Source organism: Nocardioides sp. GY 10113 (assembly GCF_004919105.1).
In the GTDB taxonomy this organism is placed as follows: Bacteria; Actinomycetota; Actinomycetes; order Propionibacteriales; family Nocardioidaceae; genus Nocardioides.
The window spans coordinates 157,387-181,780 of sequence record NZ_STGK01000005.1 but is presented as its reverse complement, the minus strand read 5'-3'; the positions used below and the strand labels follow the sequence as shown (position 1 = coordinate 181,780).

At 71.6% G+C, this 24,394-nt stretch carries 23 protein-coding genes; 12 read left to right on the top strand and 11 right to left on the bottom strand.

Annotated elements, in window-relative coordinates:
* Window positions 1-197: 197 nt before the first annotated feature.
* The gene (locus E8D34_RS08615; RefSeq protein WP_136594211.1) at window positions 198-851 is read right to left on the bottom strand and encodes a TetR/AcrR family transcriptional regulator; all 654 of its coding nucleotides are present in this window, start codon (window positions 849-851) and stop codon (window positions 198-200) included.
* A gap of 90 nt (window positions 852-941) precedes the next feature.
* Between E8D34_RS08615 and E8D34_RS08610 the strand changes: the two genes are divergently transcribed.
* Both E8D34_RS08610 and E8D34_RS08605 read left to right on the top strand, forming a co-directional pair.
* Window positions 942-2,462 (top strand): MFS transporter, encoded by a 1,521-nt coding sequence (locus E8D34_RS08610; RefSeq protein ID WP_136594210.1) that lies wholly within the window; start codon window positions 942-944, stop codon window positions 2,460-2,462.
* Window positions 2,459-2,818, top strand: coding sequence for a hypothetical protein (locus E8D34_RS08605; protein WP_136594209.1), 360 nt, complete (start codon window positions 2,459-2,461; stop codon window positions 2,816-2,818). The genes E8D34_RS08610 and E8D34_RS08605 overlap by 4 nt, the downstream gene beginning before the upstream one ends.
* Window positions 2,819-2,986: 168 nt before the next feature.
* Here the strand turns inward: E8D34_RS08605 and E8D34_RS08600 are convergent, their stop codons facing one another.
* A complete protein-coding gene (locus E8D34_RS08600) occupies window positions 2,987-3,820 on the bottom strand; it encodes a CPBP family intramembrane glutamic endopeptidase (protein WP_136594208.1) in 834 nt (277 codons plus the stop codon).
* A gap of 143 nt (window positions 3,821-3,963) precedes the next feature.
* On the opposite strand from E8D34_RS08600, the gene E8D34_RS08595 reads away from it, so the two are divergent.
* Entirely contained in the window at window positions 3,964-5,181 is a 1,218-nt protein-coding gene (locus tag E8D34_RS08595) for a serine hydrolase (RefSeq protein WP_168929376.1), read from the top strand.
* A gap of 1 nt (window position 5,182) precedes the next feature.
* Here the strand turns inward: E8D34_RS08595 and E8D34_RS08590 are convergent, their stop codons facing one another.
* Both E8D34_RS08590 and E8D34_RS20730 read right to left on the bottom strand, forming a co-directional pair.
* Entirely contained in the window at window positions 5,183-5,374 is a 192-nt protein-coding gene (locus tag E8D34_RS08590) for a PLD nuclease N-terminal domain-containing protein (protein ID WP_136594206.1), read from the bottom strand.
* A 136-nt stretch (window positions 5,375-5,510) separates the two neighbouring features.
* Window positions 5,511-6,368: a hypothetical protein gene (locus E8D34_RS20730; protein WP_168929375.1), complete on the bottom strand. Its 858-nt coding sequence runs from the start codon at window positions 6,366-6,368 to the stop codon at window positions 5,511-5,513.
* Window positions 6,369-6,789: 421 nt separating this feature from the next.
* On the opposite strand from E8D34_RS20730, the gene E8D34_RS20725 reads away from it, so the two are divergent.
* Both E8D34_RS20725 and E8D34_RS08580 read left to right on the top strand, forming a co-directional pair.
* Window positions 6,790-8,160 (top strand): alpha/beta hydrolase, encoded by a 1,371-nt coding sequence (locus tag E8D34_RS20725; RefSeq protein WP_168929374.1) that lies wholly within the window; start codon window positions 6,790-6,792, stop codon window positions 8,158-8,160.
* A gap of 92 nt (window positions 8,161-8,252) precedes the next feature.
* The gene (locus E8D34_RS08580; protein ID WP_136594204.1) at window positions 8,253-8,927 is read left to right on the top strand and encodes a TIGR00266 family protein; all 675 of its coding nucleotides are present in this window, start codon (window positions 8,253-8,255) and stop codon (window positions 8,925-8,927) included.
* Between the two features lie 299 nt (window positions 8,928-9,226).
* Here the strand turns inward: E8D34_RS08580 and E8D34_RS08575 are convergent, their stop codons facing one another.
* Together E8D34_RS08575 and E8D34_RS08570 are read right to left on the bottom strand one after the other, a co-directional pair.
* Entirely contained in the window at window positions 9,227-9,718 is a 492-nt protein-coding gene (locus tag E8D34_RS08575) for a DUF427 domain-containing protein (RefSeq protein ID WP_136594203.1), read from the bottom strand.
* 144 nt (window positions 9,719-9,862) lie between these two features.
* Window positions 9,863-10,483 carry a TetR family transcriptional regulator gene (locus E8D34_RS08570; protein ID WP_136594202.1) on the bottom strand — a complete coding sequence of 207 codons (621 nt, stop codon included), beginning with the start codon at window positions 10,481-10,483 and terminating at the stop codon, window positions 9,863-9,865.
* 101 nt (window positions 10,484-10,584) lie between these two features.
* Here E8D34_RS08570 and E8D34_RS08565 point away from each other — a divergent pair, with 101 nt between their 5' ends.
* From E8D34_RS08565 to E8D34_RS08555, 3 genes are all read left to right on the top strand, one after another.
* Window positions 10,585-11,265, top strand: a complete 681-nt coding sequence (locus E8D34_RS08565; RefSeq protein ID WP_136594201.1) for an ABC transporter ATP-binding protein — start codon at window positions 10,585-10,587, stop codon at window positions 11,263-11,265.
* Entirely contained in the window at window positions 11,262-13,274 is a 2,013-nt protein-coding gene (locus E8D34_RS08560) for an FtsX-like permease family protein (RefSeq protein ID WP_136594200.1), read from the top strand. Before E8D34_RS08565 ends, E8D34_RS08560 begins: the two co-directional genes overlap by 4 nt.
* Window positions 13,275-13,519: 245 nt before the next feature.
* The gene (locus tag E8D34_RS08555) at window positions 13,520-14,107 is read left to right on the top strand and encodes a DUF308 domain-containing protein (RefSeq protein WP_168929373.1); all 588 of its coding nucleotides are present in this window, start codon (window positions 13,520-13,522) and stop codon (window positions 14,105-14,107) included.
* A 78-nt stretch (window positions 14,108-14,185) separates the two neighbouring features.
* On the opposite strand, the gene E8D34_RS08550 is transcribed toward E8D34_RS08555, so the two are convergent.
* Window positions 14,186-15,016 carry a PrsW family glutamic-type intramembrane protease gene (locus E8D34_RS08550; RefSeq protein WP_168929372.1) on the bottom strand — a complete coding sequence of 277 codons (831 nt, stop codon included), beginning with the start codon at window positions 15,014-15,016 and terminating at the stop codon, window positions 14,186-14,188.
* Window positions 15,017-15,340: 324 nt separating this feature from the next.
* On the opposite strand from E8D34_RS08550, the gene E8D34_RS08545 reads away from it, so the two are divergent.
* On the top strand, window positions 15,341-15,619 hold the full coding sequence (locus tag E8D34_RS08545; protein WP_136594197.1) for a Fe-S cluster assembly protein HesB: 279 nt from the start codon (window positions 15,341-15,343) through the stop codon (window positions 15,617-15,619).
* Between the two features lie 79 nt (window positions 15,620-15,698).
* On the opposite strand, the gene E8D34_RS08540 is transcribed toward E8D34_RS08545, so the two are convergent.
* Window positions 15,699-16,856 (bottom strand): acyl-CoA dehydrogenase family protein, encoded by a 1,158-nt coding sequence (locus E8D34_RS08540; RefSeq protein WP_136594196.1) that lies wholly within the window; start codon window positions 16,854-16,856, stop codon window positions 15,699-15,701.
* Between the two features lie 318 nt (window positions 16,857-17,174).
* On the opposite strand from E8D34_RS08540, the gene E8D34_RS08535 reads away from it, so the two are divergent.
* Window positions 17,175-19,517 carry an FdhF/YdeP family oxidoreductase gene (locus tag E8D34_RS08535; protein ID WP_136594195.1) on the top strand — a complete coding sequence of 781 codons (2,343 nt, stop codon included), beginning with the start codon at window positions 17,175-17,177 and terminating at the stop codon, window positions 19,515-19,517.
* A complete protein-coding gene (gene fdhD, locus E8D34_RS08530; protein ID WP_136594194.1) occupies window positions 19,517-20,449 on the top strand; it encodes a formate dehydrogenase accessory sulfurtransferase FdhD in 933 nt (310 codons plus the stop codon). Before E8D34_RS08535 ends, fdhD begins: the two co-directional genes overlap by 1 nt.
* Here fdhD and E8D34_RS08525 read toward each other — a convergent pair.
* From E8D34_RS08525 to E8D34_RS08515, 3 genes are all read right to left on the bottom strand, one after another.
* Window positions 20,375-21,277 (bottom strand): LysR substrate-binding domain-containing protein, encoded by a 903-nt coding sequence (locus E8D34_RS08525; protein WP_136594193.1) that lies wholly within the window; start codon window positions 21,275-21,277, stop codon window positions 20,375-20,377. The genes fdhD and E8D34_RS08525 overlap by 75 nt on opposite strands.
* A gap of 46 nt (window positions 21,278-21,323) precedes the next feature.
* Complete coding sequence (locus E8D34_RS08520; RefSeq protein WP_136594192.1) at window positions 21,324-22,109, bottom strand: enoyl-CoA hydratase-related protein; 786 nt, start codon at window positions 22,107-22,109, stop codon at window positions 21,324-21,326.
* A gap of 105 nt (window positions 22,110-22,214) precedes the next feature.
* Window positions 22,215-23,171: an NAD(P)-dependent alcohol dehydrogenase gene (locus tag E8D34_RS08515; protein WP_136594191.1), complete on the bottom strand. Its 957-nt coding sequence runs from the start codon at window positions 23,169-23,171 to the stop codon at window positions 22,215-22,217.
* A 125-nt stretch (window positions 23,172-23,296) separates the two neighbouring features.
* Between E8D34_RS08515 and E8D34_RS08510 the strand changes: the two genes are divergently transcribed.
* Window positions 23,297-24,385, top strand: a complete 1,089-nt coding sequence (locus tag E8D34_RS08510; protein WP_136594190.1) for a dihydrodipicolinate reductase — start codon at window positions 23,297-23,299, stop codon at window positions 24,383-24,385.
* The last annotated feature ends 9 nt before the right edge of the window (window positions 24,386-24,394 follow it).

Genomic DNA, 24,394 nt, shown 5'->3' with positions numbered 1-24,394 from the left:
GACGACGACCTCCTCGCCGTAAACCGTGCAGCGAACCATCCTGCCGGGACGGAGGGCGAGGTGGCCGCGAGCACCTCGTAGCCCGCGGCGGCTTCGGGGTAGGCCCACACCGATTCCGTCGCAGTCCGATCTGTAGCGGCGCCCACCGGCCCATCATGGCGCAGGATGGCGCGCGCCGAGATCCGCTTGGCGCCCGCTCACGCGTCGAGCAGGCCGTGCTCGATCGTGGCGAGGAGCCCCTCGAGCGCGCGCCGGCGTTCTTCGGGCTCGACGGCGCGCAGGGGGCCGGTCTGGTGCAGTGCCGCGAAACCGTGCACGGCGCTCCAGCAGGTGAGCTCGGCCCCCTCGCGTCGTTGCGGGCTCAGCTGGCCGGCCTCCACCAACTCGTCGAGGACGTGGCCCAGGACGCCGTACGGGCCGGCATGCTCCCAACCTTCGACCGCGGCCGCGGACCGCTCGGGCGCCGGCGTGACCTCCGGGGCGGTGGCGGTCGCCAGCGTGCTCATCGAGGCGAAGGCGACCTTGAACAGCCCCGGCTCCGCCAGGGCGAAGTCCACGTAGGCGCGGCCCGTCTCGGAGAGCCGCAGGCGGGCACGGCGGCCGGGGTCCGGCTCCGCGATCCGAGCGGTGCGCTCGCGCATGGAGAGCTCGAGCTGGGCCATCGCGACCGCGGCGACCTCGGCGAGCAGAGCGTCGCGGTCCGAGAAGTGGCGGTAGGCGGCGTTGTGGGAGACGCCCGCCTGGCGGGCGACCTCGCGCAGGGCGACGCCGTCGGGCCCCGATCGCCGGGCGAGCTCGGTCGCCGTGGCGATCAGCTCGCTGCGCAGGTTGCCGTGGTGGTAGGTGCTCATCGTCGCCCATCCTAGAGGGGTGTTGACACTGTCAACATTCGGTGGTGCACTCGATGTTGTCGGTGTCAACATCTCGGACGGGAGTCTCCCATGACCCGCAGGAACGTCGCGATTCTCATGACGGTGTGTGCGGCCGTCCTCGCCATCAACCTGGACACCACGATCGTGAACGTCGCGCTGCCGAGCCTCTCCGACGAGCTCGGCGCCGGCACCCGTGAGCTGCAGTGGGTGGTTGACGGCTACAACCTCGCCTTCGCCGCTCTGGTGCTGGCTGCCGGCAGCGTCTCCGACCGGTTCGGGCGCCGGCCGGCGCTGATCCTCGGGCTGCTGGGGTTCGCGCTGACCAGCGTGGCGGGCGCGCTGGTGACCTCGGTCGGCGCGCTGGTCGCGCTGCGGTTCGCGATGGGAGCCTGCGCGGCCCTGATCTTCCCGACCACGTTGTCGATCATCGCCAACACCTTCACCGACCGTCGGCAGCGAGCGGCGGCACTCGGGATCTGGGGCGCCGTGGTCGGGGTCGGCGTCGCCGCCGGCCCCGTCACCGGCGGCCTGCTGCTCGAGCACTTCTACTGGGGCAGCGTCTTCTGGGCACTGGTCCCGCTGGCGCTGGTCGCCGCGGCACTGGCGTACGCCGTCGTGCCCGAGTCCAAGGACCCCTCCGTGCCGAAGCTCGACACGACCGGACTGGTCCTGTCGGTGGCCGCGCTGGGGCTGCTCATCTACACCATCATCGAGGCACCCGCTCGCGGTTGGACCGCCACCCCGACGCTCGTCGGCTTCGCGGGCAGCGGGCTGCTCCTGGTCTGGTTCGTCCTCGCCGAACGGGCCAGTGCGCATCCGATGCTGGACGTCTCCCTGTTCCGGGATCGCCGGTTCAGCGGGGCGTGCGGTGCGGTGACGATCACCTTCTTCGCCCTGTTCGGCTTCATCTTCCTGATCACCCAGTACTTCCAGTTCATCCGGGGCTACGGGCCGCTCTCCACCGGCGCCCGGATCTTGCCGGTGGCCACCAGCATCGCGGTCGCGTCGGTGCTCGGAGCGAACCTCGCGCCACGGATCGGCACCAAGGTGGTGGTGACGAGCGGACTCATCAGCTTCGGCGCCGCGTTCCTGTGGATCGCCCGACTGGATGCCAGTACCGACTACCCGACGGTCGTGGTGCCGCAGATGGTGCTGATGGGCATCGGCATGGGCCTCATCGCCACCCCGGCCACCGAGTCCATCCTGCTCGTCCTCCCGCCCGCGCGGGCCGGCGTGGGATCGGCGGTCAACGACGCGACCCGGGAGCTCGGCGGGACCCTGGGCGTCGCGGTGGTCGGCTCGCTCTTCTCCTCGGTCTACGCGTCCCGATTGAGTGACCTGTGGTCCGGTCAGCTCCCGGCGGGCCAGCTGGCCGCGGCGCAGGACTCGGTCGGCGCCGCCCTCACGATCGGGCCGCTGGCCGGCCTAGCCAAGGCCGACGTGAACGAGGCCTTCCTGGGCGGGATCAGCATCGCCTGCGTGGTCATCGGCGCGCTCTGTCTCGCAGCGGCCCTGGTCGCCGCTCTCGTGCTGCCCGGGCCGCAGACAGCGGTGGCGGCTGAGCCGGCGATGGAGGTGGGTGCAGCATGAGGACGGCACTGCTCCGCGCCCTGTGGTCATCCGTGCTGACCTTCGCCGTGGTCGCGTCCTGCGCGCTCGTGCTCCGTGGCCAGCCGGCCCGTCCGGTCGCGGACCTCGCGCCCGGGCAGCGCACCGACGCGCCGGCCGCGCCGCTGGGGGCCGACCGGGTCGCGCGGCTGCTCGACGCCGCAGACTGCTGGACCGACGCGGCGCCAGCGGCATCGCGGACCGTGCCGGCCCACGTCGTTCTCCAGGTCGACGGCGGCCACCCGCGGCTGCGCGGTGAGCCGTGGGTCGGGCGGGCGCTGCACCACGTGTTCGTGAAGCCGAACCCGGCATTTCGGGTCTACGGGTTCTGTCCCTGACGAGGCACGGGCAGAGCGTGCTCCTCCCGTCCTCCTGATCGCGGCCGGCTTTCAGTGCCGTCGGCGCGCTGGGCACCACCGTGCTCCCGGGCTGCGGGTCGCTCGACCGGACGGGCCGATGGCCGAGCCACTCGCGGCCGGGTCTCGGGGGGCCGACCGGAGGAGGCGTCAGCCGCCCTTGTCCTGCTCCGGCGGGACGGATGTCCCAGCGGCAGAGGTCACCGGGTCGAACATCCGCCGGCGCAGGACGAGAAGGACCACGATGAGGCCGACGAAGCTCAGGAACAGCAAGAAGCTGGTGGAGTCCGGTTCGTACGGGCCCGGACCGCAGAAGGCGCTCCACACACTGAAGTCGACCGCCGCGTGGACGAGGATCGGCACCAGCAGACCTCCGGACACCCTGCGCATCAGGTACGCCAGGTAGCCGAACGCCAGGTTGTCCAGCACCCCGGGAACTCCCTCGGTGAAGTGCAGGGTCGCGAACACCACCGTGGTCACCAGCACCGCCACCCACTCGCGGTGCCGCTCGCGCAGGAAGGTCAGCATGACGCCGCGGAAGAGCAGCTCCTCCCCGGCGCCCACGAGGAGCGCGAAGAGCGCGAGCGTCAGCGCCACGTCGGGAACGGCGGCGATGCGCGACCAGTCGGCCGTTGCCAGCGCCAGGGGGAGCGGGAGGCCCGCGATCCAGACCCACGGCCGAGCCCGCGGCCTCGCGTCGGGCTCCCGCCAGACCGGCCGCCACCAGCGCAGCCAGGTGATCGCGAGCACGACGACCGCGAGCGTCGCCGCGGCCTGGAGGGCCTGATCTGCCGCGTCCCCGACGGTCGGGTACTCGTCGGCGCCGGCCTGGGTCGCGCCTGGGACCGCCAGGGGGAGAACGAGGAGCGCCAGCACCAGGAGCCCGAGGAGCCTGGGCCAGGTCAGCCGGCGCCCGCCGTGTGCGACGGTGTGACCCGGGGCGTCCGGCGGGGAGACCACGCCGTGCTGTGGCTCGTCCTTCACGCCACCACCGTAGGGCGGCGGAAGGGCAGCTGTCCGCCCCGCGGGCTCCTTGACGCCGGTCGGTCGAGGAGGTTCGTGTGGACCTCAGGCTCGCGCCGGGCTGCCCCCCGCGTTCTGGCTCGAGCTCGGGAGGTGCCATGAACGTGACATCGCTGTCTCGCCAGCTGACCATCCCCGTCGCGGTGGTGCTCCTGCTGACCTCCTGCGGGGACGAGGGCGACTCGCCGGGCGCCGCAGAGACGTCGGGGGCGGCGACGGTGGACGTCGGGCTACCGGCGGACGAGATGTCCGATACGGACGCGACCGCGGTGGACGACGCGGTCGACGCCGCCGGCGCGCTGTCGGTCTCCCCGGGCTACTGGGTGGGCGTGTACGACCCGGAGAAGGGCTACTACGAGCAGGCGTACGGCGAGGCCGAGGCCGGCGGCGCACCGGCGGCGGTGGACCAGGTCCTCCGGATCGGAAGCATCAGCAAGACCTTCACCGCGACGGTCGTCCTGCAGCTGGTCGACGAGGGGGAGCTCGAGCTCGACCAGACGGTCGCCGAGGCCGGCCCCGAGGTCGCCGAGACCTTCTCCGAGGTCGCCGAGGTCGCCGACGTCACCCTCCGTGAGCTCCTCACCATGCGCAGCGGCATCCAGGACTACATGAACGTGCCGGACGCGACCGTCGCCGAGACCGCCGCGAACCCGGACACCGTGTACGACGCCGACACCTTGATCCGGACCGGGCTCGACGCTGGGGGAGCGTCGGTCGGGACCTACTCGACCACGAACTACCTGATCCTCCAGGAGATCGTCGAGGAGGTCACCGGCTCGAGCCTCCAGGACCTGATCCGGTCCCGGATCACCGAGCCCCTCGGGATGTCGGTCGCCGCCCTCCCGCCCAACGAGGACACCACGCTCCCCGAGCCGGGCACCCACGGCTACCTCAACGCCGGATGCGTCAAGGAGCTGAAGGGCGACGGGGCGACCGGGGTGAGCGCCGGCGAGGACACCACCGACTGGAACGTCTCCTACGGCCAAGGTGGCGGCGGCATGCACTCCACCCTCCGCGACCTCGGAATCTGGGCGCTGTCGGGCTCGGGCGACGCGCTGCTGCCCGACGAGCTGGTGACCGAGCGCCTCACCACCGAGGACCTGTCCAACGGCCTGCCCTACGGGCTCGGCATCTTCCAGATCGGCGACTGGATCGGCCACGAGGGGGAGGCGCTCGGGTGGGAGGCGCTCAGTTTCTACAACCCCGATACCGGCGTCGCGCTGGCCTTCGGCACCAACGCCTGCAACGGCAACTTCCCGGTCTTCCTCCAGGTCACCGACGCGCTCTACCCCGACACGGGCCTCGCGGACTGGATCGGCTGAGTCAGCTGCCCTCGTAGGCGTTCTTGCGCCCCCAGACCAGCCACAGGATGAGGGTGAGCAGGTTGCAGAACAGCGCCCCGATCGTCCAACCGATCTTGGCCCCCGTCGACGCGTTGGAGCGCCAGGCGTCGACGATGATGTAGATGGCGATCACGAGGCCGATGAGATAGGTGAAGATCTGCCAGGTTTCCATGGTTCCTCCGTGGTGGTGGGTGGTGGTGCCGTGCGGGGCTAGCGCTCGTTCACCGGGCTCGACTGAGCTGTCGGGAGCTGGCACAGGAGCCGGGTGGGCGTGCCGGCGCGGGCGTGGACATCGTGACCGCCGGGTGTCAGCAGGATCCGGTGATGGTGAACGTGGTGGGTGACGCGCCGGGATCGGCCGGACTGCCCTTGCCGCTGATCTGGACGCTGCCGTCGTCGCCCACGGTGATCGAGTCGACGGTGCCCTCGAACTCGGCGCCGCCGAACACCGTGACCCCGCCCGTGCCGCCCTTGACGCTGACCTGGACGGTGTTGCCGCCGCCCTTGAAGGACGTCGACAGGGTGGACTCGTCGGGGTTCTTGCACGCAGTGTGGGGGCCGCTGATGTCGATCGAGCCGTCCTTGGTGGTCATCGCGAAGGTCCCTGAGCCGGCACCGGCGTTGCTGCTCGGGCTCGCTTCGGCGCTCTGGGTGTCCTTCGGCACCGGGACCGCGCAGCTACCGCCGATGGCGAAGGTGGCCGGCTCGGCGGAGTCGTCGGCCACCGCGCCGAACCCGCTGACCTGGACGCTGCCGTCGTCGCCGACCGTGATCGAGTCCACGGTGCCCTCGAACTCCGTGCCGCCCGACACCATGACCGTCCCCTTGGCTCCGGTGACATCGATCGAGACGGTGGTGGAGCCGTCGGTGAAGGCGACGGTGAGGCTCTCCTCGTCGGCGTTGTCGCAGGCCTTCTTGGCCTTGCCGGCGACGTCGGCGGCGCCGTCGGAGGTGACCATCTGGAAGGTCAGATCGTCGAACGGGCCCGAGGGCACGGCGACGGGAGCCGCGCTGGTCGGCTCGCTCGTCGGTGGGCTGGAGGACGTCGGCGGGCTCGACGCTTCGTCGGCGGCGCCCGTGCCGTCATCGGAGTCGCCGCACCCGGCGAGAGTCAGGGGGAGAATGAGCGCGAGCGCGGCCAGCGTCGATCTGCCCGAGACGTGCATGTGGCCCTCCTGTGGAGGAGCGGCCGGCCGGAAGCCGGCCCGGTGGGGTGCCAGTCAACCTAGGACACGCATCCGTCGGCGCGCCAGACCCTCCGAAGGGGGCGTCGGTGCCTGCCGAGTGGGCCTGCGTCGCCCGCGGCGGGTCCTCGGTGTGGGCCCCTCCATCTTCGTCGGAGCTCGGGGGCGATGGGTTGACGAGCCGCGGGCGACTCACGATTCTGAGGTGGGGTCGAGGCAGGAGATGCCGATGGATTCTCGGGAGATCGGTCGGGCGAGGCGACGTGGTGGTGCCGCGCTGGTGGCGACCTGCGCACTGGTTGTCGCCGGGTGCAGCGGCGAGGACGACTCGCCATCCGGCTCCCCACCGGGGTCGGCTCCGGGCAGCGCGTCGACGGCCGACCTCTCGGCGTACACCTCACAGGTGATCGACTGGACGCCGGTCACCGCTTCGATCGCGACCGCCACCATCACGGTGCCCGTCGACTACGACGACCCGGGCGGAGGTGACATGGAGCTGGCGCTGGTGCGGCTGATGGCCGACCCGGACTCCGACCGCTTCCTCTTCAGCAATCCCGGAGGGCCCGGCGGTTCGGGACTGGACCTGGCCGTGGCGTTGCCGGACATAGCCGAGAATGTCGCTCCGGAGCTCATCGAGACCTACAACCTGATCGGCTTCGACCCCCGCGGCGTCGGCAAGAGCTCCCCTCTGACCTGCCTCGACACGGCCGCGCTGGACGATGTCGTCGCCTCCGCCGTACCCGGCACCGAGGAGGGCGAGGCGGACGCCGAGGAGGGTCTGGAGACCCTGACCGAGGGCTGCGCGGAGACCAATGGTGAGGAGGCCTCCCACGTCACCACCGTCGAGGACGCGCAGGACATGGAGGTCATCCGTCAGGCGATCGGGGCCGAGGAGCTCGACTACCTGGGCTTCTCCTACGGCACCTTCCTCGGCACGACGTACGCCGCGCTCTTCCCCGACCACGTCGGTCGGATGGTGCTCGACGGCGCGCTGGACCCCACGCAGACCCCGATGGAGTCGGCGCAAGGGCAGGCGCAGGGGTTCCAGACCGCGTTCGACGCCTGGGCCGCCGACTGCGTGGACGGCGGCGATTGCCCGGTCGGGAGCAGCGTCGAGGACGTCACGGACGCGGTCCAGGGGCTGCTGGCCCAGGTCGACGCGGATCCGCTGCCGACCGGCGACCAGGAACGGCCCCTGACCGGTTCGCTCGCCTTCTTCGGGATCGGTGAGCCCCTCTACACGAAGTCGGACTGGCCGAAGCTCACCGCCGCACTCGGCGCCGCGCTCGACGGCGACGGCAGCAAGCTGCTCGCCAGCGCGGACGCCTACGCGAACCGCGGGCGGAAGCGCTACCAGAGCAACCAGTACGTCGCCCAGAACATGGTCAACGCGCTGGACTGCCAGATCGCGCCGGAGGGCGAGGTCACGGAGGACGAGTTCACCGCGGAATCGCCGGTCTTCGGCGCCCATCTCTACCACGCCGCCGCGGCCACGGCCGACTGCCGGGACCTGTCGATCTCCACCGACCTCGCGGCGCCGGACTACACCGCACCCGGTGCCGCCCCGATCCTTGTCGTCGGCACGTCCCGGGACCCGGCGACACCGTTGGTCAACTCCGAGAACCTCGCCGACCTGCTGGAGTCCGGGGTGCTGCTGACCCGGGACGGCGACGGGCACACGGCGTACCTGACCGGTGGCAACGCGTGCATCGACAGGACCGTGACGGCCTACCTCGTCGATGGCACCGTGCCCGCCGATGGCACGCAGTGCTGACGCCGCGGTCGCCGGGGGAACCCACCTCGCCGGGCCTCGCCGCACCACGGACCCCGCGGTAGCCTCCGAACCATCCACGAGAGGTGCCAGGCATGGACGTCGACATCCGGTACGGCCCGTCGTTCGCGATGGCGGTCATCAACCTGCCGCCCGGGAGCGAGGTCAAGGCGGAGGCCGGTGCCATGACCACGATGTCGGGCGGCGTGGAGATCGAGACCAAGGCCCAGGGCGGCCTCCTGAAGGGCCTGAAGCGATCGGTGCTCGGCGGCGAGAGCTTCTTCATCAACACCTTCCGGGCGCCCAGCGGAGGTGAGCTGGCACTCACGCCCACGCTCCCCGGAGACCTCATCCACCTCCCCGTGACCGGGTCACCGGTCCTGGTCCAGTCGGGCTCCTGGATGGCTTCGGACGCTGGTGTCGACGTGGACACCACGTGGGGTGGGGGTCGTACGTTCTTCTCGGGGGAAGGCTTGTTCCTGCTGCGATGCACGGGATCGGGCGACATGCTGGTCTCCAGCTACGGCGCGATCGAGCGCCGCTCCCTGGCGGCGGGCGAGGTGCTGAAGGTCGACACCGGTCACATCGTCGCCTTCACCGAGAGCATCCGCTACGAGGTGGCGAAGGTGGGCGGATGGAAGTCGACGCTGCTCTCCGGAGAGGGGCTGGTCGCGACCCTGACCGGCCCCGGCGACCTCTGGATCCAGACCCGCAGCCCGTCGGACTTCCTGGGTTGGCTGATCCCGAAGCTGCCGGCCAACCGGGACTGAGGCGCGGTCGGCGCGGACGCGACCGTGAGGTACCGGGGCTCGCCGCCGAGCTCGACGTCGCCGGCCTCGGGCTCGGCCTGGAACGACTGGACCGCTGGGATCCTCACCGGCGCCTCCGCCGGACCGCGCGTCGCTGGTTGCCCGGCACGCACCACCGTCACCACGCGAACCCGAACCGGGGCCTGTTCGTCTGACCGACCAGGGGCGGTGGGGCGGGCGGCTGCTCCGGGACGCGAGTCCTGTGCGTGAGGCATCGGGAGCGCGGGTTCCGGGGCACACGACCGCGGCCGCGCCGGGCCTTACCAGCCGAGTGTTCCCGGCGCACCCTTGAAGGGGCCGGTCACCCTGCTGGTGATCCAGCCGCCGTAGAAGTCGCCGGGTTGGGCGACGACCGTCTCGCCATCGACCGTGCACCGATCCATCCGGCCCGGGTAGAAGGCGACGTGGCCCTCGAGCGCCTCGAAGCCCGCGGCGGGTTCCGGGTAGTGCCACGCCGCCCGGGACACCACCCGACCGCTCGGGCAGACCACGTCGAAGTACGACGCCGACCCCTTGAACTCACACCACGTCCGTCCGGTGACCGGCCTGAGCAAGCCGCGCGCGATGGCGGCGCGCGGAACGTAGTAGACCGGTGGATGGCTGGTCTCCAGGACGCGCAGCGAGCGTCGGGCGTCCACCACGACCTTGCCGTCCAGCTCGATGACGACGTGCTCGCGCGACGGGACCACGATCGGTGGCCGGGGGTACTCCCACACCGATTCGCTGACCGTCTGACCGGCGTCGTCGCTCACTCGCCCATCATCGCTCGGCGTCCAAGCGTCCACCGAGCGGCCCACGATGCGGTGGCCGCTGTTGCCGGGCCTCGGGCCGGTCCAGCGGGTTCGCAGGCGGGCGCCGCCGGAATGGCCTTCCGGGCCGGGCAGCAGCGTGGCGCGTCACTCGAGGGCGGCGAAGGCGGACTCGATCAGCCGCACCAGGTCCTGGCGCGAGCCCTGGCCCCGAGCGATGAGCTCGCCGTTGCGCATCAGGGCGCGCCGCGTGGCGGCGACGGCGACCGCGGCCAGCACCTCGGCGCGAAAGGCCGCCGCGTCGGAGATCTCGGCGCCCGAGCCCCCGTACAAGCGTTGCTCGAGGGCTTCGGCGAAGGCCGCCTCCAAGCGGAGGAGGAGGTGGGCGCCCGCCTGCTGGAGGTGGACCCCGGGCGGCCCGCCCTCGAACAGGCGGGCGAGGACGGGCCGACGCTCGTCGTCCATGACCGCCGAGACGGTGTCGATCAGAGCGCCCTTCACCGCGGCCAGTGGCGCTTCGCCGGCAGGGCGCGCGGCGATGGCGGCCTGGAGCAGAGGTAGTCCACCGAGGATCAGGTCGACGAGGAGCTCGTCCTTGCTGCCGAAGTAGCGGAAGAAGGTCCGCTCGGTGACCCCGGCGGCGTCGGCGATCTGCTGCACCGTCGTTCCGTTGAAGCCTTGTGCCGCGAACAGGCGGGTGGCCGCATCCTGGAGGGCTCGCCGGGTAGCCGCCTTGTGCGCCTCGCGGCGCCCGAGTTCCTCGGTCATACCCCTCCCTCACCGACCCCTGGAAACTGTCAGGCCTGACACATTGTCCTGATAGTGTCAGGAATGACAGTTTAGGGCAGCGGTGGACAGGGGACGTCGCGATGATCGCGGTTCGTGGAGTGTCGAAGGTCTATGCGCTCGGATCGGTGCGGGTCGAGGCGCTGCGGGGTGTGACGCTCGACGTCGCCGCGGGCGAGATGGTCTGCATCATGGGGCGCAGTGGATCAGGCAAGAGCACCCTCCTACGTCAGCTGGGCCTCATCGACCGCCCCACCGAGGGCACGATCGAGATCGACGGCGAGGAGGTCAGCGGACTGCCGGAACGCCGCCGGTCCGCGCTGCGGCTGGCCAAGCTGGGCTATGTCTTCCAGGAGTACGCACTCCTGCCGGAGCTCACCGCGGAGGAGAACGTCTACCTCCCGGCGATGATGCGCGGTGGCGGCGCACGGCAGCGGCGTGCCAAGGCGCGGGAGCTGTTGGCTCGGGTCGGGCTGGAGGACCGCGCACGTCACCGGCCCAAGGAGCTGTCGGGTGGTGAGCAGCAGCGGGTGGCGATCGCACGGTCGCTGATCAACGACCCCGTGGTGCTGTACGCCGACGAGCCGACCGCCAACCTCGACACCGCCTCCGGTCGCACGGTGATGGAGGCGTTGAGCCAGCTCAACCGCGAGCTCGGCGTGACCGTGCTCTACGTGACCCACGATCCCGCCGAACGCGTCCACGCGTCCCGGGAGGTCCACCTCGAGGACGGAGTCCTCGTCGGCGACGGGATCCCCGCATGAACCCCGGCCGCAACCTGCGCGTGGCGGGGTTCCTGGCGATCCGGTCGCTGGCGCGGGGCAACCTCGGCGTGACCCTGATGACGGTGCTGATGCTGGCCGTGGTCTTCATCAGCGTCGTCTTCCTTCCGTCCCTGATCAACGGCGCGGTCGCCAACATCCAGCGCCAGGTCACCGACACGGCAACCGCCGACCTGGTCGTCACGTCCGCGGACCGGGACTCGATCGACGACGCCGATGCCTACCTCGCCCGGATCCGGGAGGCCGACGGCGTGACCGCGGCGACCGGCGTACGCCGCGTCGGCAACCAGATCGCCTTCCGGGGCGAGTCCGATGCCTGGGGCGTCGACGCGATCGACCCGGACAGCTACGACGACGTCTTCACCACGCCGGGCAACCTCATCGAAGGGGACTGGCTCGAGCCGGACGACACCGGCGGCATCGTGCTCGGCATCGACATCGCGGGCGCAGACCAGTCCGACAGGCGCGGCTACTCCGGCTCCCTGCGCCACGTCCATGTCGGTGACAGGGTCCGGGTCACGATGATCGGCGGGGCGACGAAGAGGTTCGCGGTCCGCGGCATCTTCGACAACCGGTTCGTGCTCAGCGACCAGGGCGCCTTCATCACCACCGGTGCGGTCGACACGCTGGAGCCGGCGACCGACCTCGCCGGAGTCGTCGAGGACACCTTCGATGCTCTGGAGGAGCTGACCGGCTCGGTGGGGGATGCCGCCGACGCAGCGGAGACGATCACCGACGGGCAGGCGGGCCTCGGCGATGCGGTGCACGGGGTGGCCGACGCGGCCGGCTCGCTGGCCGCCCGGAGCCGTACCCTCGACCACGGCACGTCCGGCGTCGGTTCGTCTGCGCGCCAGGTCGCCGATGCCGCCGGCGAGGTCCGGGCGGGAGCGAAGGCGTTGCGTAGGAACCTCGCGAGGCTGTCGGATCAGCTCGACGAGGTCGTCGTGCCCACGGCGGTCACCTCTGCCCAGCAGATCGCCGACGCCGCCAGGACCGCTGCGGAGCTCGCCGCGGCGTGCCCCGCGCAGACGACCGACCCGACCCACTGCGCCGACGAGGCCGCCCACGCCGAGGACCTGGCCGACGTGGCCGCGACGGCAGGACGATCGGCGGGCGAGGTCACCACCGTCGCCGCTTCGCTCGAGGGCCTCACCGGGGCGGCCGGCGATCTGGCGAAGGCGAGCCGCCAGCTGCACGCGGCCGCCTCCGACCTGGCCGACGGCGCCTCGGACCTCGCCGACGGCTCCGGCGCCGCTGTCGGAGCGGCTGACGCGGTGCAGGACGCGGCACTGTCGGTGGCGTCGTCCTCTGAACAGCTCACCACCTCGACGGCCGGGCTTGCCGAGTCACTCCACCGGGCCGCGGACGTGGAGGGCCCCAGCCAGAACAAGCAGGACCAGCTGACCGGCGCACTGCAGCCGAAGGCCGAGGTCCCGGCCAAGGACACCGTCACCCGTGTCTTCATCAGGGCCGATCGCGACGTCACGCCGCAGTACCTGCAGGAGGCGATCGAGCCGATCCGAGGCGACGTCGAGTTCCACAGCTCCCAGGAGCTGACCGCATCGATCCAGGACCAGATCGAGACCTTCGGCCTGATCAACAACATCATGCGGCTGATCTCGTTGATCGTCGCGGCGATCACGGTCTTCATCCTCACCTACGTCGAGCTCACCAACCGTCGTCGTCAGATCGGCATCGAGCGCGCCATCGGCATCCGCGGCACGGCGATCGTCCTCAGCTACGTGCTGAAGTCGGCGATCAGTGCGCTGATCGGCATCGGCCTCGGCCTCGCGGTCTACCGCCTCGTGCTCCTGCCGTACGTCGAGCAGCACCCGTTCGAGTTCCCCAACGGCCCGGTGGTCTTGGTGGCCGAGCTCGCGACCACGCGACAGAACGTCGTGCTGCTCGTCGTCGTCGCCGTCCTTGCCGCGCTGGTGCCGACGCTGAACACCGTGCGCATGAGGATCCTCGACGCCATCTGGGGCCGTTAGCGGCGGGTGGAATGACGGAGGCAACGGCCTCGCGACCGCTCGCGCCGGAGGGTGTGGACGGTGCGCGGGGCGGGCGCCGCCGACAACCTGGCGGGGAGCACCCATCGCGATGACGGTGGCGATCGCGGTCTGTCGGGTGCCGATGGCTGGTGTCCGAAGTGCCGCGCCTGCAGTACGTTGCCATGGTCGCCCGCAACACATGTCGGGGCTGGGCCGCTGCGGCTCCGCCACAGGGAGGAGCAGCAATGGTGGCAGGAACGACGACCACTCTCGGCGTCGCGTTCACCAGGCCCGACTGGAAGGCGTTGCTCGTGCGCGGCCTCGCGGCCGCGGCGATCGGCATCGCCGTCATGGTCTGGCCCGACATCACCTTGAAGGTCCTGGTGATCCTCGTCGGGGTCTGGGCCCTGGCCGACGGGATCGGACTCCTGGCCGCGGCGATCCGCGCCCCTTCCGGCGCCGCGAAGGGCTTGTTCGGCCTGCTCGGCGTGCTCGCGCTCATCGCGGCGTTCTTCTGCATCTTCCGGCCGGGCGTCGCCGCCAGCACGGTGATCTGGGTGATCGGCTTCTGGCTGCTGATCCGCGGCATCTTCGAGGTGTTCGCCGCCTTCGGGGGCTCTCTGGGCATGTCGCGATGGCTCGCGTTCCTCAGCGCCGCCGTCGACCTGGCGCTGGGCATCCTGTTCGTGACGCACCCCGACAAGACGGCCACCGGACTGTCCTGGCTCTTCGGACTGTTCATCCTGATGGGCGGCGCCCTGCTGGTCTGGCTGGCGCTCGTCGCGCGCAAGGGCCCGAGCGACGTCGTCGCCGGCACCGTGATCGAGGGGTGAGGGCCACCGCGCGCGGGCAGACGCGGGCGGAACGACCGAGGTGGTCCACCCTCCGTCGCGCCACGGGGCGCAGCGGGGTCACCTGACCCGCTGCGCCCCGTGGCGCCAGGCGCGAGCGAGCCACCAGGTGCCGACCGCGGTGATGGCGAGGAACTGCACGCCGTAGACCGCCACGAAGATCGCGGCATCGCGGACATCCGGGTGGGGCATCCACCTGGTCGGTAGCGGCAGGCTCCAGTCCCACCCCCAACCGTCCATCCCGCGGTTGACCACGATCGCGATGGGTGCGGCGATGTCCCACAGCGCGTGCAGGGCAGTGACGCCCGCCCATGCCATCGCCGTGGCCACCGTCAGGTAGCGGCCGGTCCGGGCTGCGGACGCGAAGAGCGCCCCGCCGAGGATCGCCGACCAGGTGATGTGCGCCAGCGGCGCGATGGCGGCCCGCGCGATCGCGACGGTCGTAGCGGCCAGCAGCGGCCTGTCGGTGCCATCCACCAGCGCGTTGAACGCGTAGCCCATGCTCTCGAAGGCGGCGAAGCCGGCACCCACGACAGCCCCGAGCACCATTCCGACCCGGGGCTCGCGGGTCCTCACCTGCCGGGCGAAGGCGACGATGAGGAGACCCTTGACCAGCTCCTCGATCACCGCGACACCGAGGTAGAAGTTGACCGCAGGCAGGAGAGAGGACTCCAACGTCGCGGCGACGACCAGGCCGATCAGGCCGCCGGCCAGGAACGCCTGCAGCACCGTCGTCCCGTCGAGCCGCGTCGGCCCGACCCGGTCCAGTGCGAACGCGACGGTCGCCACCGGCACCGTGAACGCACCCAGCACCAGCAGGGTGGGCACGAGGTACTCGTTGCGGCTCGCGGCGACGCTGGCGAGCGTGATCGTCCAGAGCCCTCCGCCCACCAGGAGGATGCGCAGCCACGCGCGCCCACCACGCCGTACGTCGGGTCCGGTGACCGTCCCGCCAGAGCGCCGGCTCGACACCACCCTGACCACTCCGTCCGTCGTCGTGTCGCTGGTCGAGGCCGCCTCTGGAGCCCGCTCCCGAGGTCGGTCACCCGACTGTAGTGAGAGAACGGTTCGGGCGGCAGGCCGTGGTCGCCGCGCCGCTCCCGCCGCGCGTCGACGCGGGCGCCGGGGCCGGGGCCGACACGCGCGGGACCTTGAACCGGCCCCGGTCGCCTGGAACGGTGGATGGCTGATCTGCACCCAACGGGAAGGCATCCCATGCTCGCGCTGACCGAGAACGCCGCCACGATCGTGAAGCAGTTGACCGCGGACCCCGCAGCGGAGGGGACGCCCGGCCTGAGGATCTCCGGTTCCGCGGACGACTCGTTCGCCGTGACCACGGCCCACGCCGCGGAGCCCGACGACGCCGTCGTCGCACAGGACGGCGCCGTCGTCTACCTGGATCCGCACGCAGCCGCCGCACTCGACGACAAGATCCTCGACGCCGGGGTCGACGACGCCGGCAAGGTCGAGTTCGGGCTCTACCAGCAGGGCTGAGCGGCGGAGACACGCGCGACGGAGCCCCGGGGCCGATGCCCCGGGGCTCCGTCGTCGTCAGGGAGGCTGGGCCGCCGCCTCAGAGCCCCATGTCCTTGGCGATGATCATCTTCATCACCTCGGAGGTGCCGCCGTAGATCCGGTTCACCCGGTTGTCGGCGTACAGGCGGGCGATCGGGTACTCGTTCATGAACCCGTAGCCACCGTGGAGCTGGAGGCAGCGGTCGATCACGCGGTGGGCGACCTCGGTGCAGAACAGCTTCGCCGAAGCGGCCTCGGCGGCGGTCAGCTCACCGGCGTCGAGCGCCTCCAGCGCGCGATGGGCGACCGCCTCGGCCGCGTCCACCTCGGCCTTGCAGGCGGCGAGCTCGAACTTGGTGTTCTGGAACGAGGCGACCGTCTTGCCGAACACCGTGCGCTGCTCGACGTACTCCTGGGTGAACCGCAGGGCCGCCTGGGCCTGGGCGAACGCGCCGTAGGCGATGCCCCAACGCTCCGAGGCGAGATTGTGCCCCAGGTAGTAGAAGCCCTTGCCCTCCTCGCCGAGCAGGTCCTCGACGGGCACCTTGACGTCGGTGAAGGCCAGCTCGGCGGTGTCCGAGGTGCGCAGGCCGAGCTTGTCCAGCTTGCGGCCGATGGTGAAGCCCTCGGAGTGGGCGTCGACGGCGAGCAGGGAGAGGCCGTGGCGGCGGTCGTCCTCGGTCGGGGCGCTCGTCCGCGCCGCGACGATCACCCGGTCGGCCAGGACGCCGCCGGTGATGAAGGTCTTCGCGCCGTTGAGCACGTAGTGCGTGCCGTCCTCGGACAGCTTGGCCGTCGTGCGGATGCCCGCCACGTCGGAGCCGGTGCCCGGCTCGGTCATGGCGAGGGCCCACATCTCCTCGGCGGCGACGAAGTTCGGCAGGTAGCGCTTCTTCTGCTCGTCCGTCGCCAGCATCTTGATGTAGGGCAGGGCGAGCAGGACGTGCACGCCCGAGCCACCGAGCGTGACGCCGGCGCGGGAGGTCTCCTCGTAGAGGACGGCCTCGAACTTGTGGGTGTCCATGTCCGCGCCGCCGAACTCCTCCGGCACCGAGATGCCGAAGACCCCGAGGTCGGCGAGCTTCTTGTAGAGCTCCTTGGGGACCTGACCGGCCTCGAACCACTCGTCGTAGTGGGGGGAGACCTCGGCGGCGATGAAGGAGCGCAGGGTCTGACGGAAGGACTCGTGATCCTCGTTGAAGGTGGAGGAGCGCAAGGCGGTCTCGCTTTCGGTGTTCGGTCGGGTGGTGCGCACTCGGTCGACTTCGCAGCCGATCCGCGGCGATCGCGTCGCGGCCCGAGAGGTGGTGTGTGCCACGGCCCGCTGCTGGGTGCGCCTCCGACGCCGGGAGCCGCCGGCGCGCGATGCGGCCCGTGGGTCGAACGAGTCTGCCACAGGGCCCGCGCCGCCCCGGCAGTCCCGGGAGCGTGAGGGTGGTCGCTCGGCGGCGGAGAGCGACGATCGATGACGTCGATCGGCCACGCGGAACTTCGTGTTTGACCGACGACCCGCCGGCCCCCGATGGTCGGCGTCATGACCCAGGCAGTGGACGAGAACGACGAGCTCCGGGTCACCCCGCCCAAGACGTACGCCGCCGGCGTGCCCGGCGTCCGTCACGCGCTCACCTACGCGATCGGGTCGAGCGGCACGCGGCGCACCGCACTCACGCTGTTGAGCCTCAACCAGTCGAAGGGCATCGACTGCCCCGGGTGCGCCTGGCCCGAGGGCCCGCACCGCGCCCGCAACGAGTACTGCGAGAACGGCGCGAAGCACATCAGCGACGAGGCGACGACGCGTCGGGTCACCCGGCAGTTCTTCGCCGACCACGCCATCGCCGACCTCGGCACCCGCACGGACCGGTGGCTCAACGAGCAGGGCCGGCTGACCGAGCCGATGGTGAAGCGCCCCGGTGCCACCCACTACGCCCCGATCGGCTGGGACGAGGCGTTCGACCTGATGGCCGGGGAGCTGCGCGGTCTCGGCTCCCCGGACGAGGCGATGTTCTACACCTCGGGGCGAGTGAGCAACGAGGCGGCGTTCCTGCTCCAGCTGTTCGCCCGCGCCTTCGGCACGAACAACCTGCCCGACTGCTCCAACATGTGCCACGAGTCGAGCGGCTCGGCGCTGAACCAGACCCTCGGCATCGGCAAGGGCAGCGTCTCGCTGGACGACATCCACGGCGCCGACCTGGTCTTCGTCGTCGGGCAGAACCCCGGCACCAACCACCCCCGCATGCTCTCGGCCCTGGAGGAGACCAAGCGCAACGGCGGCAAGGTGGTCGCGGTCAACACGCTCCCCGAGGCCGGCCTGATGCGCTTCAAGAACCCGCAGAAGGCACGCGGGATCGTCGGCAAGGGCACCGCGCTGGCGGACGTCTTCCTCAAGATCCGCGCCGGCGGCGACCTGGCGCTGTTCCAGATGCTCAACCGGCTGCTGCTCGAGGCGGAGGACGCCGCGCCGGGCACGGTGCTGGACCGGGCCTTCATCGACGACCACACCAGCGGGTTCGAGGAGGCGGCGGCCCACCTGCGACGTACCGGGTGGGACGACGTGCTCACCGCCACCGGCCTGACCCGCGCGGAGATCGAGGGCGTCCGCGACCTGGTGCTGGGCAGCGACCGGATCATCGTCTGCTGGGCGATGGGCCTGACCCAGCACAAGCACGGCGTGCCGACCATCCGCGAGATCGTGAACTTCCTGCTCCTGCGCGGCAACATCGGACGTCCCGGCGCCGGCGTCTGCCCGGTGCGGGGCCACAGCAACGTCCAGGGCGACCGGACGATGGGCATCTGGGAGCGGATGCCGCAGTGGTTCCTGGACGCCCTGGGCGCGGAGTTCGGCTTCACGGCGCCGACCCGCCACGGCTTCGACTCGGTCGACGGCGTCCGGGCGATGCGCGACGGCCACGCCAGCGTCTTCTTCGGCGTCGCCGGCAACTTCGTGCGGGCGATGTCGGACAGTGACGTCACCGAGGAGGCGCTGCGCAGGTGCCGGCTGACGGTGCAGATCTCGACGAAGCTCAACCGCTCCCACACGGTCTGCGGCGAGACGGCGCTGATCCTGCCGACCCTGGGCCGCAGCGACCGCGACGTCCAGGCCGGCGTCGAGCAGTTCGTCACCGTCGAGGACTCGATGAGCCAGGTGCACGCCTCCTACGGACGGCTTCGCCCGGCGTCGCCGGACCTGCTCAGCGAGGTCGCCATCATCAGTCGGCTCGCCCGCCGCACCCTGGGCGAGAGGTCGACGATCCCGTGGGCGGAGTTCGAGCGTGACTACGGCCTGATCCGCGACCGGATCGCCCGCGTGGTTCCGGGCTTCGACGACTTCAACGCTCGCGTCGCCGACCCGGCGGGCTTCCGGCTGCCCAACCCGGTCAACGAGTACAGGTTCCCGACGCCGAGCGGGACGGCGGTCTTCACCCGCAACGACCTGGAGTGGCTGCAGGCGCCGCCGGGGCACCTGGTGCTGCAGAGCCTGCGCTCACACGACCAGTGGAACACCATCCCGTACGCCGACAACGACCGCTACCGCGGCATCCACGGCGCGCGCCGGATCGTGATGGCCAATCCCGAGGACCTGGCCGACCTCGGCATCGCGGACCGCCAGACGGTCGACCTCGTCAGCGTCTGGACCGACGGCGTCGAGCGCCGGGCGCCCGGCTTCACGGTCATCGCCTACCCGGCCGCGCGCGGGTCCGCGGCCGCCTACTACCCGGAGACCAACGTGCTGATCCCGCTCGACAGCGTCGCGGACATCAGCAACACGCCGACCTCCAAGGGGATCGTCGTCCGCCTGGAGCCGAGGGTCGCCGAGCCGGCGCACGAGCCGGTGCACGAGCCGGTGCACGAGCCGGTGCACGAGGCGGGGGATCGCTGATGGGCCGGGTGACCGTGCGCCGACCGGTGGTCCGCTACCGAGGCGGCGTCGTGGACCGACGCGCGGACGTGCTCGCCGTCGAGGAGCCGATGGAGATCCGGCTGGCCGGACGACCGCTCACCGTGACCATGCGCACCCCCGGGGACGACTTCGACCTGGCCGTCGGGTTCCTGGTCGGCGAGGGGGTCGTGCACGCCGCCGACGACGTCCGCGCGATCCGCTACTGCGCCGGCGCCACCGCTGACGGCGTCAACACCTACAACGTCGTCGACGTGGCCCTCGACCCGTCGGTGCGGCTCCCCGAGGGCGGCCTGGAGCGCAACTTCTACACCACCTCGTCCTGCGGGCTGTGCGGCAAGGCGAGCATCGACGCGGTCCGGATGGCGTCGACCTGGCGGGTGGCCGACGACCCGGTGCGGGTGGCCCCGCGGACTCTGGCGCTGCTGCCCGACCGGCTCCGGGAGGCGCAGCGCGTCTTCGACCGCACCGGCGGCCTGCACGCCGCGGCGCTGTTCGGGGCGGACGGCGAGCTGCTCGTGCTGCGCGAGGACGTCGGCCGCCACAACGCCGTCGACAAGGTGATCGGGCACGCCGCCCGCAACGGGATGCTGCCCCTGCGCGAGACGGTCCTCATGGTCAGCGGCCGTGCCTCCTTCGAGCTGGTGCAGAAGGCGGTGCTGGCCGGCATCCCGATGCTCGCCGCGGTCTCCGCACCGTCGTCGCTGGCCGCGGAGCTCGCCGACGAGCACGGGCTGACGCTGGTGGGCTTCCTGCGTGGGACGTCGATGAACGTCTACAGCCGCGCGGATCGGGTGGCGGAGGACGCGCCGGCGGCGGCTGCGCCGCTCGAGCACGCGCTACAGGGTGCGGGCGAGGTCCTGGTCGCGAGCGACGCCGAGCAGTGCCTGCACCACCAGCGGATCGGGGCCTGACCCGGAGAGCACCAGTCCCACCGGGCTGGGATCGGCGGCCCGCGGCAGCGGCCGGGCGTCGTACCCGTCCGGGAGGCCGTGGCTGGCGAGCCAGGCATGCGGAACGATGCTGGCCAGCCCCAGCGGGGCGAGGTGGTCGTAGACGCCGGAGACGCTGTCCGTCTCGACCACGACGTGCGGACTCACACCGGCGGCGGCCAGCTCGGCCTCGATGATCCTGCGGTTCTGCATCTCCCCGGTGAGCAGGCAGAGCGGCGCGCCCGCGACGTCGGCCCACGTGGCCGGCGCGGCGGGCACCGCCTCGGCCGGGGAGTCCCGGCGCGGGGCGAGCAGCAGGTACCGCTCCTCGTAGAGCGGGACCGTGCGCAACCCGGCCAGCCCGTCGCCGAGGTAGGTCATCCCGGCGTCGATCGAGAACGCGTCGAGCTCGGCGACGATCCGGCGTGCCGACATCGAGCGGATCTCGAACCGGAGATCGGGGTGCGACTCCCGCAGCGGGGCCGTCAGACGCGAGACCGCCGGCAGCGCGGTGGGGATCACCCCGAGCCGCAGCGTGCCGGTCAGTCCGGACTGCAGGGCGCTCAGCCGCTGCGCGAGCGCGGCCTGCTCCGCCAGCGTGCGCCGCGCCCAGGCGAGGACCTCGAGGCCCTCGGGCGTCAGCCCCTCGTAGCGCTGGCCGCGGCGGACGATCGGGACGCCGAGCTCAGCCTCCAGCTTCTTGATGGCCGAGGAGAGGGCCGACTGCGACAGGTGGCAGGACTCGGCGGCGCGCCCGAAGTGGCCCTCGCGTTCCAGGGCGATCAGGTACTCCAGGCGTCGCAGCAGCACAGGGCATCCCTACCAGAGTGGCGACGGGCTCTCCGCCACGGATTCGTCAGAGGCCGGCGGGCAGCGCGGTGAAGTCGGGCCGGCGACCCTCGGCGAAGGCGGTCAGCGCCTCGAGGTTGGCCGGCCCGCCCAGGAGCCGACCGAACTCGGCGTTCTCCCGGTCGCGGGCCGCGCGGATCTGCTCGCGCAGCGGCGCCGTCATCGTCTGCTTCACCGCGACCAGCGAGGAGATCGGCTGCCGGGCGAGGGTCTCGGCGTGCTCGCGGGTCACGCGCAGCAGGTCCTCCGGCGCGCAGACGCGGTAGACCAGCCCCATCTCGCGGGCCTGCTCGGCGCCGATCCACTCCGAGCTGAGCAGCATCCAGGCGGCGTTCTGGCGACCGACCAGCCGGGGGAGCAGGTAGCTCGAGGCGGCCTCCGGAGCGACGCCGAGGCTGGTGAACGGGCACTTCAACCGGGCCTCGCCGGACATGAACGCGAGGTCGGCGAAGCCGAGGATGGTGGCGCCGATGCCGAGGCCGATCCCGTTCACCGCGCAGATCAGCGGCTTGGGGAACTCCACCAGCGCGTCGACGAGGCCGATGAAGCCGTGCTGGCCGCGCTCGAAGGACGGGTCGCTCGACATCTGGCCCAGTTCGAGCAGGTCGGTGCCGGCCGAGAAGGCCCGTCCGCTGCCGGTGAGCACCACGACGGCCACCTGCGGGTCCTCGGCCGCGGCCAGCAACGCCTCGGTCGTAGCGTCGTACAACCGCTCGTTGAAGGCGTTCAACGCCTCAGGCCGGTTGAGGGTGAGGGTGCGCACCCGCGCTTCGTCGTGGATCTCCAGGTCCATGGTCACTCCCGTGCATCGGCGTCGCGGGGTGGTGCTGCACCCCGGGCCACATCCTGCCTCGGCGCCGGGGCACGGCGCTGCGAAGCGACGAAGTCGGCACGGCCCTCAGCCCGGTACGACGACCACCTTCCCCAGCGCCCGGCCGGCCCCGACGCGGGCCAGCGCGGCGGGCGCCTCGTCGAGGGGGACGACGCTGTCGACCCGGGTCGCCACCTCGCCGGCGACGCAGAGTCGGGCGAGTGGCTCGAAGTGCTCTGGCCCCTCCTTGATGACGAGCATGCCGATCCGCCGCCCGGTCGCCAGTCCCACGACACCGCCGAGCGTGGCCACGCGCAGCAGGGCGCGCGCCGGACCGCCGGTGCAGCCGTAGCGACCCCCGCGGGCGAGCGCGCGACGGTAGGCGAAGACCGAGCGGCCGGTGACCATGTCCAGGATCAGGTCGTAGGGCGGGCGGCCTCGGGTGAAGTCATCGCTCCGGTAGTCGATCACCTCGTCGCACCCGAGCGAGGACATGAAGTCCAGCTTGGTGCCGTTGTCGACACCCGTGACGTGGGCGCCGGCGCGCTTCGCGAGCTGGACCGCGAAGGTGCCGCTGCCGCCGCCCGCGCCGTTGACCAGCACCCGGTCACCCTCCGTCACCGAGGCGGTGCCCTGCAGCGCGATCGCACCCGACTGGGGGATCGTCGCGGCGTCCACGGCGCTCAGCCCGTCGGGCCGGAGGGCCAGCGCCGTGACCGGCGCGACGGCGTACTCGGCGAAGCCGCCCTTCAGGAACAGGTTGTCGCCGTAGACCTCGTCGCCCACGGCGAAGTCGGTGACTCCAGGTCCCACGGCGGTGACGCGACCGGCGATGTCCGACCCGAGCACCGGTCGCCGGGGGCGGCGCAGGCCGCCGATCCGGGCGTAGGCGGGGGAGCCGACCAGGTTCTCCCAGTCGCTCAGGTTGATCGAGGTCGCCGCCACCCGCAGCTGCACCTGGCCCGGTCCCGGTTCCGGCTCAGGGAGCTCGGTGATGCGCAGCAGCTCGGGCGGACCGTAGCGGTCCTGGACGACGGCTCTCATGGGGCCTCCTCGTGCCTGTGACCCATCCTTGCCAGCCCGTCGCACCCGGAGCAACCGACTCCGGCCCCGTTGACATCACCCACCATCGCCTCGATCGTGGCGACATCCCTCCCGAGAGGAAGCCGATGAACCAGCCCAGCGCACCGCTCCGTGTCTTCCAGGTCGCCACCGGCAACGTCGGCAGCGAGATGATCAAGCGGATCGGACGCCGCAGCGACCTCGAGCTGGTCGGGGTGCACTGCTACACCCCCGACAAGGTGGGCCGCGACGTCGGCGAGCTGGCGGGCCTGGCTCCGGTCGGCCTCCGGGCCACCGGCACGGTCGCGGAGATCGTCGCCGCGCGGCCCGACGTGGTGACCTTCCACGGGGTCTTCCCGGACGAGGACCTCTACCTGGAGGTGCTCGCGGCCGGGATCAACATCGTCACCACCGCCGACTGGATCACCGGTCACCACCGCACCGCCAACCACCCGCACCCCTCGGGGCGGTCGTGGACCGCGATCATCGACGAGGCCGCCAAGGCGGGCGGTGCGACGTTCTACGGCACCGGGATGAACCCCGGCCTCAACCAGGTCCTGGGCCTCGTCGCGTCCGCGGACGTCGCGGAGATCGAGAACGTCACCACCATCGAGTCGGTCGACGTCTCCTGCCACCACTCCGCCGACACCTGGCGCCAGGTCGGCTACGGACGCCCGGTCGACGACCCGGCGCTGCCCGGGATGCTGCGCAGGTACACCGGGGTCTTCGCCGACGCCGTGTGGATGATGGCCGACGCGTTCGACCTCGACCTCGACGAGGTCGCGTTCGAGTACGAGCTGGGCGCCTGCACCAAGGACGTCGACCTCGGCTGGTACCAGCTGCCCGCGGGCTCCCTGGGCGGCAGCTACGTCAAGTACGTGGGCACCGTCGCCGGCGTGCCCCGCGTCGAGACGCACATCGAGTGGCAGATGACCCCGCACACCCTGCCGAAGTGGGACGTCAAGGGCTGCTACATCACCCAGATCACCGGCGACCCGCAGATCTACAGCAAGCACATGATCTTCCCGGCACCCGGCACGGACCTCTCGAACGTCGACGACTTCGCCTCGATCGGGATGACCGTCACCGGCCTGCCCGCCCTCAACGCGATCGCGTCCGTCGTCGCGGCCGCGCCCGGTGTCATCACCAGCGCCGACCTGCCCCTGCGCGCCTTCGCGGGGCGCTTCAAGGCGTAGCGCGACTGC

Coding starts and splice junctions, on each gene's coding strand:
- E8D34_RS08615 (WP_136594211.1), bottom strand. CDS start 851: ATGAGCACCTACCACCACGGCAACCTGCGCAGCGAGCTGATCGCCACG.
- E8D34_RS08610 (WP_136594210.1), top strand. CDS start 942: ATGACCCGCAGGAACGTCGCGATTCTCATGACGGTGTGTGCGGCCGTC.
- E8D34_RS08605 (WP_136594209.1), top strand. CDS start 2,459: ATGAGGACGGCACTGCTCCGCGCCCTGTGGTCATCCGTGCTGACCTTC.
- E8D34_RS08590 (WP_136594206.1), bottom strand. CDS start 5,374: ATGGAAACCTGGCAGATCTTCACCTATCTCATCGGCCTCGTGATCGCC.
- E8D34_RS20730 (WP_168929375.1), bottom strand. CDS start 6,368: ATGCACGTCTCGGGCAGATCGACGCTGGCCGCGCTCGCGCTCATTCTC.
- E8D34_RS08580 (WP_136594204.1), top strand. CDS start 8,253: ATGGACGTCGACATCCGGTACGGCCCGTCGTTCGCGATGGCGGTCATC.
- E8D34_RS08570 (WP_136594202.1), bottom strand. CDS start 10,483: ATGACCGAGGAACTCGGGCGCCGCGAGGCGCACAAGGCGGCTACCCGG.
- E8D34_RS08565 (WP_136594201.1), top strand. CDS start 10,585: ATGATCGCGGTTCGTGGAGTGTCGAAGGTCTATGCGCTCGGATCGGTG.
- E8D34_RS08560 (WP_136594200.1), top strand. CDS start 11,262: ATGAACCCCGGCCGCAACCTGCGCGTGGCGGGGTTCCTGGCGATCCGG.
- E8D34_RS08555 (WP_168929373.1), top strand. CDS start 13,520: ATGGTGGCAGGAACGACGACCACTCTCGGCGTCGCGTTCACCAGGCCC.
- E8D34_RS08545 (WP_136594197.1), top strand. CDS start 15,341: ATGCTCGCGCTGACCGAGAACGCCGCCACGATCGTGAAGCAGTTGACC.
- E8D34_RS08535 (WP_136594195.1), top strand. CDS start 17,175: ATGACCCAGGCAGTGGACGAGAACGACGAGCTCCGGGTCACCCCGCCC.
- fdhD (WP_136594194.1), top strand. CDS start 19,517: ATGGGCCGGGTGACCGTGCGCCGACCGGTGGTCCGCTACCGAGGCGGC.
- E8D34_RS08520 (WP_136594192.1), bottom strand. CDS start 22,109: ATGGACCTGGAGATCCACGACGAAGCGCGGGTGCGCACCCTCACCCTC.
- E8D34_RS08515 (WP_136594191.1), bottom strand. CDS start 23,171: ATGAGAGCCGTCGTCCAGGACCGCTACGGTCCGCCCGAGCTGCTGCGC.
- E8D34_RS08510 (WP_136594190.1), top strand. CDS start 23,297: ATGAACCAGCCCAGCGCACCGCTCCGTGTCTTCCAGGTCGCCACCGGC.